Genomic DNA, 15,177 nt, shown 5'->3' with positions numbered 1-15,177 from the left:
ATACGGATAACGGTGTGCCGTTGTGCTGGTGGCATCACCGATCCCTCGGCACCTCCGGGTGGGAGATCCGCATGGACGCGGGCCTCCCACAGGTGCGGGGTCCGAGATGGTGGGATCCCGAGCAACGATGGCGCACCCCGCGACTCAGCCTCCCGGGAAAGCGCCACCGATCGCCGACACTCGTTCGCGTCGGCTGAAGCCTGCCCTCGCTGGCTGGACCTTGCTCGCCTCGTCTGGAACTCGCGAACACCAAGTGTTTCTGCATGCCGTGCACCGCACAGCGACCGCGGTCACCGTTGCGTCTTCTTGGTGCCCGGAGCAGCAGCCGCGGAAACCAGGTCAGAGACTCAGCGGAACTCGACCAGGCCGGCGTGCGCCGCGGTGACGAGAATCTGCACGCGGTCGCGCACGTGCCACTTGGACATGATGCGACCGAGGTGGGCTTTCACTGTGCCCTCCGAGACGATGAGCGTCCGCGCGATCTCGGCGTTCGACATGCCCTGGGCCAGACGCTGCAGCACCTCCTGCTCACGCTCGGTGAGCACCTCCAGCGTTCCGTCGTTGCCCACCGGCTCTGTGTCGCGCACATGCTTGATCAGCAGCGACGCGATCCGCGGAGACAGCGAGCTCGCACCGCTGTACACCTCTCGCACGCCCTCGAGGATGCTCGCCGCACTCGAGTCCTTCAACAGGTACCCCGAGGCGCCCGCGCTCAGCATCGGCAGGACAGTGTCACTGCCATCCAGCGTGGTCACGGCCAGGATCTTCACCTCCGGCCAGCGCTCGCTGATCACCGACGTCGCCTCGATGCCATCCATCTCCGGCATCTGCACGTCCATCATGACGACGTCAGGATGCTCGCGCTCGACCGCCGCGATGCCCTCCAGGCCCGTCTCGGCCTCGCCTACGACGTTGATCTCGGGGTCGCGAGATACGAAGTGCGAGAGTGCTGAACGCACCAGTGGGTCGTCATCGACGATGAGAACGCGGATTTCCGGCATGTGGGAAGCCTAACTGGGGTCGCTGTGCGGCGTTCAGACCTAGACCTTTGGCTAGTGATGTCTAGACGTCTGACAGATGTGAAGCGTGCAGATCACCGAGAAGATGAACTTATTACTTCACAAAAGTCCAACAACGGAGGTGAATCACTATGACTTTCTGGCAGGCATTCAACCAGTTCTTTGGCTTCACTCGCTAATCTACCTGGCTATTAGGAGATACTGAAGCATGGCTTTTGGTCCCCCCCGCACTGGCGACTCTGTCGTTTCACGGCTCGGGAGGGGAGAGAAGCTCAGCACGATCGAACGCATCGCCGTTCTCGCAACCGTCGGCACGATAGTCGCCTTCGGGATAGTCGGACTGTTCCTCCCGCCGGGAGTGGACCCGTTCGTCGCCGCGGTCAGCATCACATCGACCGCCGTGCTCGTTCTGTATCTCTGGTGGCCCCTCATCGCGACGTGCGCACTCGCCGTCGTGTTCGCGCTCTCGTTCTTCACCGGAACTCAGACTGAAGTGCTGACCGTCGCCGCACTCGCGGCGGCTCTGGTCATGCGACTCGGCTGGAACGCACTCATCCTCTCGTACGCGGGAGTCTTCCTCCTCGCGACGGCACTCGTTGCCTTCGGCGAGACAAGCACGCCGATCAACCTCGGCATCTACCTCATCTCCGCGACCGTCGCCGGTGCCGTCGGCTTCGCGCTTCGTGTCGCGTTCGCCCGAGGGCGGACCCTCGAAGTGCAGCTGGCCGAGAAGGCCGAGCAGGAGCGCCAAGCAGTACTCGCCGAACGACGTTGGATCGCCGGCGAGCTGCACGACAGCATCGCGCACCACCTCACCGTGGTGTCGTTGCACGTGCAGATGCTCGACGATGATCGCACCAGCACCGATTCGCAAGAGGCGATCCGGATCGCCGCCCGAAAGGCGATGACCGATCTCCGCTTCGTGATCGACCTCGCCGACGACGGCCCCCGTTCCGAGGGCATGCCGACCGGCGACCTCGCCGCATCCATCGATGAGGCGAAGCAGGAATTCGAATCCGCCGGGCACTCGGTACTGCTCGACGGAGATCCTGCGGACGAGCGCATCCCCCGGGCAGCCGAGATCATCTTCGCGCGCATCATGCGCGAATCCGCCACCAACGTCCTCAAGTACGCCGGTCAGGGCGAGGTCGAGATCAGACTCGATGTCGACGACGACATGGCGCGGATGACCGTGAGCAGCCCCTTGTCAGTGACCCCGCGGCGTGAGCTCTCCTCCAGCCGCACCGGAATCGGCCGTATGGCCGAGCGTGTGCTCGGCGCGAGCGGTGAGTTCACAGCCGGAGAAGTCGATGGTCGGTGGGTCGTGGCCGCACGTCTGCCGATCGCCCGATCCGTCGCGAAGCCCTGACGAACGGGCGCTTGCGAGCGCTTCCGACGTCAGAGATATACCGGCATTCGCCCTGGAGAACCGCGGAAATCCGCGCCTCGATGGCGAAATACTAGACGAAGGTCTAGGGGATGTCTCGACATTAGGCTGTGTTCCATGGTGTAGCCGGACGCTTACATTGGGTATACCCCAGAAATAGCGCATCCCCAGCGCTGTGATCGCGAGCGCGGTCCTTGGAATCTGATCCCCATCGCGCTCGCGATCGGCTTCTCTCCCCCACGGATGAGAAGTCGGCTGCCCCGGCTTCTAGCCGACTGCACGCATGTAGTGACCGTCCGTCGATATCCCGGACGCTGCGACCGTGAAGCGCACGACCTCACTCAGGTATCGATCCTCGGATGCCTCGAAGATGCGCCCGTCCGCGTCGCGCGAGATGCGGCTCAACCGCAGGATCGGCGTCCCCTGGGGGACTCGCAGCAGGGAAGCATCCTGCTCGTCGGCGGCGACCGCATCGATCTGGTGCTCGAGCCCGACGATGGGGTGCCCGACAGAGCCGAGGTACTCGGTGATCGAGATCTCGTCGGTGTCCACGTCGAACAGGCGGCGTCCGACCGTCTCCGTGTAGAAGAGCCGCTCGAGCATCGTGGGCCGCCCGTCAAGCAGGCGCAGTCGCACGACGCCGACGATGATGTCGTCCGGCGCGACGCCCAGCATGTCCGCGCGATCGCCCGCGCGACGCAGGGTCAGCTCCTGCGTCCTCGCCCCCGGGATGACCCCGAGATCTCGCGCCCATCGTGTGAACGGCACCGACATGTCGACCGCCTGGCTCGCCTTGCGCGCGACCACGCGTGCGGGACGCCCGCGGCCCGTCTCGATCAGTCCTTCGCGCTTCAGCACGGCCAGCGCATTGCGGATGGGGCCGCGCGATGTCTGCCATCGGGCCGCGAGATCCGCCTCGGTCGGCACATCGTCACCGGGGCGCAGGGTGCCCGCGGCGATCTGGGCGCGCAGTTCGTCGGCGATCTGGGTGTATACAGCTTCGGCCACATAGGCATACTACTTGGCACACAGTGGTAGAGCGCGACCGTTCCGCGCGCGTTCATCCGGGGAAATCACTGGTGAACGACGCCTGAACTCTTCTGAGTTAGGTATATATCTCGACGTTCAGGCTGTCAGAGTTGCTCACGGATCACCTCCTCCCACCGTGAAAGGTCCTCATGAAGCTCCGCGCTCTCCCCGTACTCGCCGGCGCCGCGATCCTCGCGCTCGGCCTCGCCGCCTGTTCCGGCTCCGCAGAGGCCACCGGCTCGTCCGGTGCCGACGAGTCGTCCACCGCCAGCGGCTTCGCCGTCGATGAGAACACACTCGTCTTCGGCGTCGTGCCCGACTCGGTCGACACCGAGACGAACTACCAGCCGCTGATGGACTACATCGCCGATCTCACCGGCAAGACCGTCGAGTACCACGAGTCCACCGACTACGCAGCTCTCATCGAGGCCGCTGTCGCCGGCAAGGTCGATGTCGCCTCGTTCTCGGGCTTCACCTACGTGACCGCGACCAACAACGGCGCGAAGCTCACCCCGATCTCCTCGATCGTCACCGAGGAGGGCCAGGAGCCCGGCTACTACTCGCAGGCGATCGTCCCCGCCGACAGCGACATCTCGAGCATCGAGGACTTCGCAGGCAAGAAGGTCTGCTTCGTCGACCCGTCGTCGACGTCGGGTTACCTCTTCCCGTCGTACAACCTGCTCGAGGCGGGCATCGACCCCAAGACGGACATCACCCCGGTCTTCGCGGGCAAGCACGACGTCAGCGTGCAGAAGGTCGGCGAGGGAGTCGAGTGCGAGGTCGGCTTCGCGGAGGACTCGGAGGTCGAGAAGTCGGATGCCGTGAAGGTCATCGACGAGACCATGGTCCCCGGCGCCCCGCTCGTCTACTCCTCGACTCTTCCTGATGACGTCTCGAAGAAGCTCATCGACGGACTCTCCGAGATCACGATCGACGACATCATCGCCGCGGGCATCGACAGTGCGGACACGGACTCGTTCCGCAGCGTCTTCTTCGCCACGAAGCCGGTCGACGACGCGTACTACGACCTGATCCGCGACATCTGCAAGGAGACCGAAGCGGAGCAGTGCCAGGGCTGACGCCCGGCGTCCGCTTCGCTCCCGTTCGTTGAGCGAGGGAGCGAAGCGAGCGAGACGAAACGCGCTGAAGACTCACTGCGTTTCGTCTCGCTTCGCTCGCTCAACGATCCGACTTCAGAGAATCACGAGGAGAATGAGATGAATGCGGCATCCGATGCCCTGATCCGCCTGGCGGGCGTGACCAAGAACTTCGGTTCGACCACGGCGCTCAAGGACGTGTCGCTACAGGTGTCACGCGGCGAGATCGTCGTGCTGCTCGGCCTCTCGGGCTCGGGCAAGTCGACGCTACTGCGGCATCTCGACGGCCTCGAGACTCCGACCTCCGGCGACATCGAGGTGCTGGGCTCCAAGGTCCCCGCGTTGAAGGGCAAGGCTCTGCGCCGGCTCCGCAGTCGGGTGGGCTTCATCTTCCAGCAGTTCGAGCTGGTGCCCTCGCTCACCGTGCTCGAGAACGTGCTCACCGGGTCGCTGTCCGAGGTCAGCGGGCCGAGGCTCGGTCTGTGGGGCTACTCGAAGGGGGCCAAGCTCCGCGCCCTCGGTCATCTCGACCGGGTCGGCCTGCTCGATCGCGCCTACCAGCGCAGCGACACGCTCTCGGGCGGCCAGCAGCAGCGCGTGGCGATCGCCCGCGCACTGATGCAGAAGCCCGACATCCTGCTCGCCGACGAGCCTGTCGCATCACTCGACCCCGAATCGAGCGACCAGGTCATGGCACTGATCCGCGAGATCGCCGCCGACGAAGGGCTCACCGTCGTCTGCAGCCTGCACCAGGTCGACCTCGCGATCTCGTGGGCCGACCGCATCGTGGGTCTGCGGCACGGCGAGGTCGTGCTCGACATGCCCACCACCGACCTGACGAAGTCCGAGGTCATGGAGATCTACGGACGCGTCGCGACGACGACCGCCGAGATCACGGCGGTGCAGTCCGAGCTCATCGAGATCGCGGCGGACGTCGCCATCGAGACCGCCGGCGATAAGGCCGCGGGCGAAACCACCGTGCGCACCACCGACAGCGAGAGCGTCACCGAAGCCGCAGAGCTCGACAGGACGCGAGTCTCGTGACCATCCTCTCCGGCGCCCCGCGTGCCCACGAGGTGCCCGGGTCCGCGACCGTCGCCGATCGCACCCCGCGGCGTCCGATCTCGCCCGAGCGCATCGCCGCCGGGCTGACCCTTCTCGCCCTCGTCGTCCTCGGCATCCTCGCGGTGAACGAGGTGGGCATCTCGATCCCCGCGATGGTGCAGAGCTGGGGCAACGCCGAGAACTTCATGGCCCGCGTCGGCGGACTCTCCTTCCCCGAACCGGCCGACCTCGCCTGGCTGATCGCCCTCACCGTCGGACTCGTACTGGTCGGCACGCTGCTCGCCGCGGTGCTTTCGGTGCCGATCGCCTACCTCGCGGCGTCGAACACGACCCCGGGAAACGGATGGCGTGCCGCAGCGCGATTCGTCGGCGTGCTCACCCGCGCGCTTCCTGACGTGGTGCTCGCCATGGCTTTCGTGCTCATGTTCTCGCTCGGCACACTGCCCGGCATCCTCGCGATCGGCATCCACTCGATCGGCATGATCTCGAAGATGTTCGCCGACGCGATCGAGCAGATCGACGAGGGCCCCCGCCTCGCGATCCGCGCCGCCGGCGGGTCGAAGATGCAGGAGTTCGCCTCCGGCATCCTGCCGCAGGTGCTTCCGAGCTGGGTCGCGACCGTGCTGCACCGCAACGACATCAACCTGCGTGGCAGCGTCGTGCTCGGCTACGTCGGCGTCGCAGGTCTCGGACTCGAGATGTCGTACGCGTTCAAGGCACTCAACTACGGCAAGGGCCTCGGCATCGCACTGGTCATCTTCATCCTGTGCGTCGCGATGGAGATCGTCTCGAGCATGGTGCGCGGCGCGATGCTCGGCGGGCAGAAGCAGACCCGCTCGTGGATCGACCGGCTCATCCACCCGCGCCTCGGAGACCGGGCGAGCGACGCCGCGAGCACGACCCCCGCGTGGGCGGCCTCTCCGCAGACGGCCGTCCGCCGGCCGTGGACGGCCGAGCGTGTGCGCAACACCATCGGCGTGGTGATCACAGCTCTCGTCGTGATCGGCAGCGTCGTCGTCAGCCAGATCAACTGGATGGACTTCTTCACGTTCTGGGCCAAGCTGCCCGAGGTCGCCGCCAAGTTCTGGCCGCCGTCGTTCGGCAGCTACGACGCCTCAGCGATGTTCACCGCTATGCGCGACACCGTGGCGATCGCGCTTGCGGCCACCGTGCTCACCCTGCTGCCCTCGCTGATCCTCGGGTCGCTGGCCGCCAGCAACGTCGCACCGAGTTCCGGCGCGCGAGGCGTGGCCCGATTCCTGCTCGTCGGCATCCGCGGCATCCCCGAGCTCATCCTCGCGATCGTGCTCGTCGTGATCACCGGCCTCGGGGCACAGGCAGGTGTCATCGCCCTCGCGATCGGCGGCATCGGACTGCTCGGCAAGCTGATCGCCGACTCGTTCGAAGAGGTCGACCGTGGGCCGGAGCGCGCGCTCCGCGCCGTCGGCGCCACGCGTCTGCAGACCTACACCTCGGCCACTGTGCCGCAGGGCATGCAGGCGCTCATCGGGCACAGCTTCTACATGCTCGACACGAACATCCGCGCGGCGACGATCCTCGGCATCGTCGGTGGCGGCGGGGTCGGCTACTACCTGCTCAACGCCAGTCAGGGCTCGCGCTACGAGACGGTCACCGCGATCGTGCTGATGATCCTCGCGACGGTGCTGATCGTCGAAGGGCTCGCGATGTGGATGCGCAAGGTGTTCCGATGACCCGCGCTGCGCTCACGACCGACTCCGCCGATCTCGTCGTCGTCGGCTCCGGCATCGTCGGGCTCGGCGCCGCCTACGCGGCCGTGCGACGAGGCCTGAGCGTGATCGTCGTCGACAGAGCGGATGCTCCGGTCGGCGCCACCATCCGCAACTTCGGCCACCTCTGCATCGGGGCGCAGGCGGGGGAGGCGCGTCGCTATGCGGATGGCTCCCGCGACCTGTGGCTGCGCCTGTCGCGCGACGCCGGCTTCTGGCTGCGCGAATCCGGAACCCTGGTCGCGGCCCGTCACGCCGACGAGATCGCGGTGCTCGAACGGGCTGCGGCCGATGGCGGCATCCGGATGCTCGAGACCGACGAGCTGCTGCGACTGGCACCGCTGCGCGCTGACGGCCTGGTCGGCGGAGCCCACATCGAGACCGATCTGCAGACCGACCCCCGCACCGCGGCCCCAGCCATCGTCCGGCACCTCGCGAGCCTGGGTGTCGACTTCCGCTTCCGCACCGCGGTGACCGCGGTGTCGCGGGGGCGCGTCGACACGACCCGGGGGGCGATCACGGCCGGTGCCATCGTCGTCGCGGTGAACCACGACATCGATCAGCTGCTGCCCGAGGTCGCCGAGCGGGTAGGAGTGGTCCGCTGCGCGCTCGACATGATGCGCGCGGCGGTGACGTTCCGGCATCCGCTCTCGGCGCCGCTGCTGACCGGCTGGTCGCTCGTGCGGTACGGGCGCTTCGCCGACGGCGACGCGACGGCCGCACTGCGGGAGCGCCTGCATGCCGAGCGCCCCGATCTCGCAGCCCTGGACCTCAACCAGATGTACACGCAGCTGCCCGACGGCACGCTCATCATCGGCGACTCGCACGCCGCCTCCACCGCGCCTGCGCCTTTCCAGCCCGAAGCCGCGTTCGCCGCCTTCCTCGCCGAGGCCGAGGTGCTCTTCGATATGCCGGCACCGCGCGTGCTGGAGCGCTGGCAGGGCGTCTACGCCAAGGCGTCGCAGGACTTCCTCATCGACAGGGGCGACGAGGGGGTGCTGGTGCTCGCCGCGACCACCGGCATCGGAATGACCACGGGGCTGGGGCTCGCCGAAGAGAATCTCACCGCCGCCTTCGGGTGGACACCCGCAATGGAAGGAACACCATGACCACTCCGTTCGAAGAGGGCCGCGCGATCGAAGAGGGCCGCGCGCTCGAACTCGTCGTCCTCGACATGGCCGGCACGACCGTGCTCGACGACGGGGTGGTCGAGACCGCATTCCAGCGCGCCGCCGAACGCACCGGAGTCGCCGATCGGATGCCGTGGGACGACGCCCTCGCCCATGTGCGCGCGACGATGGGCCAGTCGAAGATCGACGTGTTCACGCATCTCGCCGGGGGCGATCGCGTCGCTGCGTCGCGCGCCACGGCTGCTTTCGAGGGAGCGTACGCCGAGATCGTCGCCGAGCAGGGAGTCACTGAGATCGCCGGGGCGGCCGACGCCATCCAGGACTTGAAGGATGCCGGTGTCTCGGTCGTGCTCACGACAGGGTTCGCGCCTGTGACGCGGGATGCCCTGATCGACCGTCTCGGCTGGAGCGGCCTGATCGATCTCGCTCTGTCGCCGGTGGATGCCGGCCGAGGGCGCCCCGCACCCGACCTCGTTCTCACGGCACTGATCCGCACGCAGACCTCGTCGGTCGCCGCGGTCGCGGTGGCGGGCGACACCGTCAGCGACGTCGAATCCGGCCGCCGGGCCGGGGCGGGATTCGTCGCGGGCGTGCTCACCGGTGCCCACGACATCCGGGCGCTCACCGAGGCCGGCGCCGACGCGGTTCTCGCCGATGTGACGGAGCTTCAGGGCGCACTCGCCCAACGTGGGCTGCTGCCCCTCACCGCCACCGTCTGAGTCGGGCGACGACATGGGAACGCTGCTGATCCGTCCTCCCGGCCACCGCCGTGACGTCACCCTGCGCCCGGCCGCGACCGCGATGGTGTGGATCGGCGAGGGGCACGCCCACGAGATGATCGCGGTGCCCGGTGTCGCATTGGCCGAGCACGATGTGCTCGTGGCGGTGGAGATGTCGACGATCTGCGGCTCGGATGTGCACACTGTGCAGGGTCGCCGGTCGGCTCCCGTGCCGTTGGTGCTCGGCCACGAGAGCGTCGGACGGGTCATCGCGACGGGCGACGCGGGCGCGACCGCGGTCGACGGCACTCCGCTGCGCATCGGCGATCGTGTCGTCTGGTCGGTGACGATCTCGTGCGGCACGTGCGATCGCTGCTCGAGCGGCCTCACGCAGAAGTGCCGCGACCTCGGCAAGTACGGCCACGACCGGATCGGCGTGCACGGAGACCTCACCGGCGCCTTCGGCACCCACGTGCAGGTACGAGCCGGCACGGCGATCGTGCGGGTTCCCGAGTCGTTGCCGGCGTCCGTACTCGCACCCGCGTCCTGCGCGACCGCCACCGCCTGGGCCGCCGTGGCCAGAGCAGCGCGTGACCGTGACCTCGACGGCGCCACCGTGCGCATCCACGGTGCGGGCCTCGTCGGGCTCTCCGCCGCGGCGATCGCGGTCGAGCACGGGGCGACCGTCGAGGTCCTCGACCCTGCGCCCGCCCGTCTTGCCCTCGCCGCCCGGTTCGGAGCCGGGCAGCTCGACCGCGACCCCGACGTCGTGATCGAGGCGTCGGGTCATGCCGTAACCGAGGCCCTTGCGGGCGTGGGCACCGGCGGGACGGTCGTGCTCGTCGGCAGCGTGTTCCCCGCAGACCCCGTGCCCTTCGACGCCGAGAGCATCGTGCGCCGCCTGGTCACGGTCACCGGAGTGCACAACTACACGGGCGCCGAGCTGGCCGAGGCCGTCGCCTTCCTCGCCGGTCGAGGGCGCGCCTATCCCTTCGCAGACGCGGTGGGCGAGGTGCGTCAGCTGGTGGCGATCGACGAGGCGATCACCGCCGCTTCCGAGACCGGGGCTCCGTTGCGGATCGGCCTCGTGCCGGGGCGCTGAGGGGGGCTGCGCTCAGCGAACGGGCACAGCTGCGCTCAGACGACGGATGCCGCAGGCGACCCCGCACGCCGGGGCCCCACAGGGCGGATCCCCTCGGCGTGGAACGCGAGCAGCCGCGTGGCGGTGTCGACGGTCTCGTCGAGGATCTCCTGAGGATCGCCGGTCAGCGCCAGCATCCGATGGCCGACGCCCTCGTTCGTCGCCCATCCGACGAAGACGGTTCCGGGTTCATGTCCGCCCTCGGCATCCGGCCCTCCGACACCGGTGGTCGACACGCACAGGTCGGCGTCGAACAGTCGTCGGGCGCTCTCGGCGAGATGCTCCGCGCACTCGGCAGAGCACGGGTCTGTCCCTGGAACCAGACCGAGCAGGCTCTCCTTGACGTCGGTGAGATAGGCGACGATGCCGCCGGCGAACCACTCACCGGCATCGTCACCCGCGCCGATCGTGCTCGCGAGGCGTCCGGACGTGAGGGATTCGACGACGCAGACGCGCAGTCCACGCTCCGCAGCGACCTCGCTCAGACGCTCCAGCGCCGACTGTTCAGCTGTCACTTCTCGGCGGCGGTGGATTCGGCGGAGTCGGCGGAGTCGGCGTGCGTCGGCGCATCCGATTCGACGCTCGCCGCATCGTCGTAGCCAGGACGGGGAGGCTGCAGCGGCTGATCGGAGTACTCGCCGCCCTTGCGGCCGCCGTAGGGGCGGCCGTGGTCGGCGAACTCGTCGCGAGCGAACACGAGCTCCCACGGTCCGACCGTGAAGCGCGCACCCGTGCGAAGGGTCTGCTTGCGCTCGCCGGGGTGCGTGGCATCCGCATCGGGGTTGGTGTTCATCTCGCCTTCGCCGTGCAGCTCCACGACGTACTCGTCGCGGTCGTCGTGCGTGATCGTGGCGTGCACCGGGTCTGATCCGTCGAGGCGCAGCTCGTTGTCGGCGGCGGAACCGATGCGCACCACGTCGACCTCGAGCAGGAACTCGGAGCGCAGGTCGTCTCGCGAGACGCGCAACCGAGGGTTGCCCGCTCCGAACTCCGCATGGGTCGTGGTGGGGGTGTATCCCTCATCGGATCGGTCGTCGATGTGGCGTGCATTCATGGTGCCGTCTCCTCGCAGTCAGAGCCAGGATAGACGGGACGAAAAAGGGTGCGGAGGGGGTTGACTTCGCGGCCCGGCGCCCGCAAGCTCACCCACGTACAGGCCGCGATCGGGGTCCGATCATCCGGTGGGGACGATGTCATTCCTTCCCCCTATGATCGATGCGATGCACCTGGAACTTGGGAGGAGAGGGCTGCATGGGCAAGTTCATCTACGAGGGCAGCGTGAAGACCGAGATCGAGGATCGCGCGCTCACTCACCTGCAGCTCGTCATCACGGCGAAGCTGCGCAGGGCTGAGCCCTTCCCCTTCAGCTGGCGTGAGGATTCGAGCGTTGGCGGCGGCCGCACCACCGTGTGGGTGCAGCCGGGCAGCTCGCTGGTCTTCAAGTACTTCGGCAGCCGGCAGCCGTCGATCAACAGGGCGTGGATCGAGGCGCTGGCCTTCACCGCCAACGCGCCGAGCGGTCTGTACCTCGTGCCCGAGCCGCAGGAGGCTTCCGGTTCCGCTCCTGGAGCCGACGAGGTGCCTCCGGGGCCGCTCGTCTGATCCTCGAACGCGTTCCCGTGTCGCTCGGCGAACGGGGTGTGCGGAGAACGGGGGTGCTTTGTCAACCCCCTGCCGAGCCGCGCCGGTCGCCGCGAGCCTCGGGGCATGGCAGAGAACACCGCAGACCCCCGCAGCCAGCACCGCCAGGACGGCTTCCCCGCGCAGCGGCAGGACCAGCCCGGACTGACGGAAGAGACGCGTCCCGTTCCTGATCACGGCGAGGAATCGTACGTCGGTCATGGGCGCCTCGCGGGCCGTCGGGCCCTGATCACGGGTGGAGACTCCGGCATCGGACGTGCCGTGGCGATCGCCTTCGCCCGGGAAGGCGCCGACGTCGCGATCGTCCACATGCCCGAAGAGCAGGAGGACGCCGACGCGACGATCGGACTCGTCCACGCCAAGGGCAGGAAGGGCGTGAGCCTCGCCGGAGACCTCCGCGACGAGTCCTTCGCCACAGAGGTGGTCTCCCAGACCCGCAGCGCGTTGGGAGGGCTCGACGTGCTCGTGCTGAATGCGGCGTACCAGCACGACATCGACGGCTTCGAGAATCTCGACACCGAGAAGCTGCGCCGTGTCTTCGAGACGAACCTCTTCGGGCTGCTCTACTCGGCGCGCGCAGCGTATCCGCACCTCGAAGCGGGAGCGAGCATCATCGTCACAGCATCCGTGCAGGCCTTCGAGCCGTCGCCGGGCCTCATCGACTACGCGATGACGAAAGCCGCGCAGGTCGCCTTCGTCAAGGCGCTGGCCGAGGAAGCGGGGGAGCGTGGTATCCGGGTGAACGCCGTCGCTCCCGGTCCGTTCTGGACGCCGCTCATCCCGGCGACCGGGTGGGACGCGGAACGGCTGAACACCTTCGGCGCCGATACGCCTCTGGGAAGGGCGGGGCAGCCTGCGGAGCTCGCGGGAGCGTATGTCTACCTCGCTTCGGCGGAGTCGTCGTACACGTCCGGAGCCGTGCTCGCGGTCACGGGAGGAAAGCACCTCTGACCCGGTGAGATCACGCCGACCTGACAGGCCCGTAGGCTGAGTGGGTGCAGCAATCCGCGTCGTCCCGCCCTCTCGTGGGCGTCGCTCTCGTCGTCTGCTCCTGCCTCTCGTTGCCGTTCGGCGCAGCAGTGGCAGCTCAGCTCTTCCCCGTGCTCGGCCCGTGGGGGGTGACGTCGCTGCGCGTCGCGATCGCCGCTCTGCTGCTGGTCGTCATCGTGCGGCCGCGCCCCATCCGCTGGAACCGGTCGCAGTGGCTCGCCGCCGTGTTCTTCGGGCTGTCTCTCGCGGGCATGAACGGCTTCTTCTACGCCGCGATCGACCGCATCCCGCTCGGGCCCGCCGTCGCGATCGAGTTCCTCGGCCCGCTCGTGCTCGCCGCCGTGCTCACCCGGCGCCTCGCGGATGCAGCGTGGGTCGGCGTCGCTCTGCTCGGCATGGTGCTGCTGGGAGTCGACGGGCTGATCGGCTCCGAGCCGCTGGACCCGCTCGGCCTCGTGTTCATCCTGATCGCGGCAGCGTTCTGGGCCATGTACATCCGGATGAGCGCGCGGGTGGGCGCGATCATCCCCGGCAGCAGCGGCCTCGCGGTGGGACTCGTCGTGGCCGCCGTGCTGCTGATCCCGGTCGGCGTTCCGGCGGCCGTCACGGTCGCCGGCGACATGCAGCTGCTGCTGCTCGCGGCGGTCACCGCCGTGCTGTCGTCGGTCATCCCGTACAGCTTCGAACTCGCCGCACTCCGCCGTCTGCCGCAGCGCGTGTTCGGCGTGCTGCTGAGCCTCGAGCCCGCGTTCGCGACTCTCGCCGGCTGGCTGATCCTCGGCCAGAGCGCGACCCCGCTGCGTATGCTCGCGATCGCCCTCGTGGTCGCGGCCAGCGTCGGCACGACGCTCGGTGTGCGTCGACAGCGACGCCGAGCGGATGCCGAGTCCGACCGCGCCGGGATGGATGCCGACGGGACGGATCGCCGCGAGACGGATCGCTACGGGACGGGTCCCGACGACGAGACCGGGCCGTTCACCGCGCCGATCCCGCTGCCGGAGTGACCACGGTGGCGCGTCAGGCGGCGACCGCCGCAGGTACGGGCAGAGGATAGCGGCGGCGCAGCAGCGTGCGCTGCACGAGGGTCCATACGACCGTGACCGTGAGGTAGAGCGCCGCGGCGAGCGGCACGAACACCGCGAACACCGCCGTCAGGTAGTGCAGTGCGCTCGTGACGCGCAGCATGGTCGCCGAGTTCAGTGGAGAGTCGCCCTCGACCGGGGCCGGTGTGAAGACCCGACGCGTGATGTCGGCGACGACGAGCATGATGACGATCAGCACGCCGAACACCAGCAGCGTCGACGGCGACGCGGTGCCGCCGAACACGGAGGAGACGAGGCTCGTGCCGAGCGGAGCGCCGAAGAGGTCATGCGTCAGAAGGTCGTTGGGGTGCCCGGCGATCTCGGGGCGGATGAAGAGCGTGTACAGCAGGCCCACGATCGGTGCCTGTGCGAGCACCGGCAGCATGCCGGCGAACGGAGACGTGTTCTCGGAGCGGTAGAGCTCGAGCATCTCCTTCTGCAGTCGCTCGGGATTCTTCTTGTGGCGTCGTTGCAGTTCGCGCATTCGAGGTGCGAGACGCGCTCTCGTCTGCTCCGCCCTGGCCTGCGAAAAGCCGACGGGGATCAGCAGGGCGCGCACGAGGAGGGTGACGAGTACCACGGCAAGAGCGGCGGAGGATGCCCCCGCAAAGGGTTCGAGCAGGGAGACGAGTCCGGCGAGGGCGCCGTAGGCGGCATCGAGGAGGGCGGTCAGGGGCGGGAAGGCGAAGATGTCCATGGGAAGTCCGTTCGTGTGTCGGGAAGGGTCGGCGAAAGCCGCGCAGTCCCGTACGAGGACGGACTACGCGAGAACGGCGACTCCCGGCGCACGAGGGCGCGGGTGACCGGCGGCATCCGGATCGCTCTGAGCCAGCAGCGTCGAGACGTCGATCGCCCGCAGCGGATGCGGAGCGGTGCTCGGCGAGGGCGGAGCGACGCTGAGCGCGACGACGATGGTGAGCGTCGTCAGGGCGATCAACGCGATCGCGAGACCGAGGGTGGCGGCATCCGGCACCGTGACGATCCCGAGCGCGGACGCGACGAAGGCGAGCATCTGCCCGAACCACTCGCTCATGCGCGCCTCCCTCACAGCGAGCGTAACACCGGGATCTGGGAGCAGGATCGACTGCTGGCGCCCGCCCTCCAGCGTCCTGGCGGCGATAGCCTCGAA

The 15,177-nt window shown here is 68.3% G+C and carries 16 protein-coding genes; 10 read left to right on the top strand and 6 right to left on the bottom strand.

Features of this window, described 5'->3' with window-relative positions; genetic code table 11:
• Positions 1–347: 347 nt before the first annotated feature.
• Positions 348–1,001 carry a response regulator transcription factor gene (locus RQG77_RS10945; protein WP_311244730.1) on the bottom strand — a complete coding sequence of 218 codons (654 nt, stop codon included), beginning with the start codon at positions 999–1,001 and terminating at the stop codon, positions 348–350.
• A 226-nt stretch (positions 1,002–1,227) separates the two neighbouring features.
• On the opposite strand from RQG77_RS10945, the gene RQG77_RS10940 reads away from it, so the two are divergent.
• Positions 1,228–2,388 (top strand): histidine kinase, encoded by a 1,161-nt coding sequence (locus RQG77_RS10940; protein ID WP_311244729.1) that lies wholly within the window; start codon positions 1,228–1,230, stop codon positions 2,386–2,388.
• Between the two features lie 285 nt (positions 2,389–2,673).
• Here the strand turns inward: RQG77_RS10940 and RQG77_RS10935 are convergent, their stop codons facing one another.
• Positions 2,674–3,414 carry a GntR family transcriptional regulator gene (locus tag RQG77_RS10935; protein ID WP_311244728.1) on the bottom strand — a complete coding sequence of 247 codons (741 nt, stop codon included), beginning with the start codon at positions 3,412–3,414 and terminating at the stop codon, positions 2,674–2,676.
• Positions 3,415–3,584: 170 nt separating this feature from the next.
• Here RQG77_RS10935 and RQG77_RS10930 point away from each other — a divergent pair, with 170 nt between their 5' ends.
• The 6 genes from RQG77_RS10930 to RQG77_RS10905 all read left to right on the top strand — a co-directional run bounded on the left by RQG77_RS10930 (position 3,585) and on the right by RQG77_RS10905 (position 10,296).
• Positions 3,585–4,514: a phosphate/phosphite/phosphonate ABC transporter substrate-binding protein gene (locus tag RQG77_RS10930; protein ID WP_311244727.1), complete on the top strand. Its 930-nt coding sequence runs from the start codon at positions 3,585–3,587 to the stop codon at positions 4,512–4,514.
• Positions 4,515–4,652: 138 nt separating this feature from the next.
• A complete protein-coding gene (phnC, locus tag RQG77_RS10925; RefSeq protein ID WP_311244726.1) occupies positions 4,653–5,576 on the top strand; it encodes a phosphonate ABC transporter ATP-binding protein in 924 nt (307 codons plus the stop codon).
• Positions 5,573–7,309 (top strand): phosphonate ABC transporter, permease protein PhnE, encoded by a 1,737-nt coding sequence (gene phnE / locus RQG77_RS10920; protein WP_311244725.1) that lies wholly within the window; start codon positions 5,573–5,575, stop codon positions 7,307–7,309. Before phnC ends, phnE begins: the two co-directional genes overlap by 4 nt.
• Entirely contained in the window at positions 7,306–8,454 is a 1,149-nt protein-coding gene (locus tag RQG77_RS10915; protein ID WP_311244724.1) for a TIGR03364 family FAD-dependent oxidoreductase, read from the top strand. Before phnE ends, RQG77_RS10915 begins: the two co-directional genes overlap by 4 nt.
• Positions 8,451–9,194 carry an HAD family hydrolase gene (locus tag RQG77_RS10910; protein ID WP_311244723.1) on the top strand — a complete coding sequence of 248 codons (744 nt, stop codon included), beginning with the start codon at positions 8,451–8,453 and terminating at the stop codon, positions 9,192–9,194. The genes RQG77_RS10915 and RQG77_RS10910 overlap by 4 nt, the downstream gene beginning before the upstream one ends.
• Positions 9,195–9,207: 13 nt before the next feature.
• The gene (locus tag RQG77_RS10905; RefSeq protein ID WP_311244722.1) at positions 9,208–10,296 is read left to right on the top strand and encodes an alcohol dehydrogenase catalytic domain-containing protein; all 1,089 of its coding nucleotides are present in this window, start codon (positions 9,208–9,210) and stop codon (positions 10,294–10,296) included.
• Positions 10,297–10,331: 35 nt separating this feature from the next.
• On the opposite strand, the gene RQG77_RS10900 is transcribed toward RQG77_RS10905, so the two are convergent.
• Together RQG77_RS10900 and RQG77_RS10895 are read right to left on the bottom strand one after the other, a co-directional pair.
• Positions 10,332–10,850, bottom strand: coding sequence for a nicotinamide-nucleotide amidohydrolase family protein (locus tag RQG77_RS10900; RefSeq protein WP_311244721.1), 519 nt, complete (start codon positions 10,848–10,850; stop codon positions 10,332–10,334).
• Positions 10,847–11,389 carry an FHA domain-containing protein gene (locus tag RQG77_RS10895; protein ID WP_311244720.1) on the bottom strand — a complete coding sequence of 181 codons (543 nt, stop codon included), beginning with the start codon at positions 11,387–11,389 and terminating at the stop codon, positions 10,847–10,849. The genes RQG77_RS10900 and RQG77_RS10895 overlap by 4 nt, the downstream gene beginning before the upstream one ends.
• 197 nt (positions 11,390–11,586) lie before the next feature.
• Between RQG77_RS10895 and RQG77_RS10890 the strand changes: the two genes are divergently transcribed.
• From RQG77_RS10890 to RQG77_RS10880, 3 genes are all read left to right on the top strand, one after another.
• The gene (locus RQG77_RS10890; protein WP_311244719.1) at positions 11,587–11,937 is read left to right on the top strand and encodes an ATP-dependent DNA ligase; all 351 of its coding nucleotides are present in this window, start codon (positions 11,587–11,589) and stop codon (positions 11,935–11,937) included.
• Positions 11,938–12,042: 105 nt separating this feature from the next.
• Positions 12,043–12,927, top strand: a complete 885-nt coding sequence (locus tag RQG77_RS10885; RefSeq protein ID WP_311244718.1) for an SDR family oxidoreductase — start codon at positions 12,043–12,045, stop codon at positions 12,925–12,927.
• 44 nt (positions 12,928–12,971) lie between these two features.
• Positions 12,972–13,970: a DMT family transporter gene (locus tag RQG77_RS10880; protein WP_311244717.1), complete on the top strand. Its 999-nt coding sequence runs from the start codon at positions 12,972–12,974 to the stop codon at positions 13,968–13,970.
• 13 nt (positions 13,971–13,983) lie between these two features.
• Here RQG77_RS10880 and RQG77_RS10875 read toward each other — a convergent pair whose 3' ends face one another.
• Together RQG77_RS10875 and RQG77_RS10870 are read right to left on the bottom strand one after the other, a co-directional pair.
• Complete coding sequence (locus RQG77_RS10875; RefSeq protein WP_311244716.1) at positions 13,984–14,745, bottom strand: membrane protein insertase YidC; 762 nt, start codon at positions 14,743–14,745, stop codon at positions 13,984–13,986.
• 63 nt (positions 14,746–14,808) lie between these two features.
• Complete coding sequence (locus RQG77_RS10870) at positions 14,809–15,081, bottom strand: DUF6412 domain-containing protein (protein WP_311244715.1); 273 nt, start codon at positions 15,079–15,081, stop codon at positions 14,809–14,811.
• Positions 15,082–15,177: the final 96 nt, after the last annotated feature.

Source organism: Microbacterium sp. WCS2018Hpa-23 (genome assembly GCF_031843845.1).
GTDB lineage: Bacteria > Actinomycetota > Actinomycetes > Actinomycetales > Microbacteriaceae > Microbacterium.
Note: the sequence above shows the minus strand (reverse complement) of the source record. Positions and strands in the feature narration are given on the sequence as shown.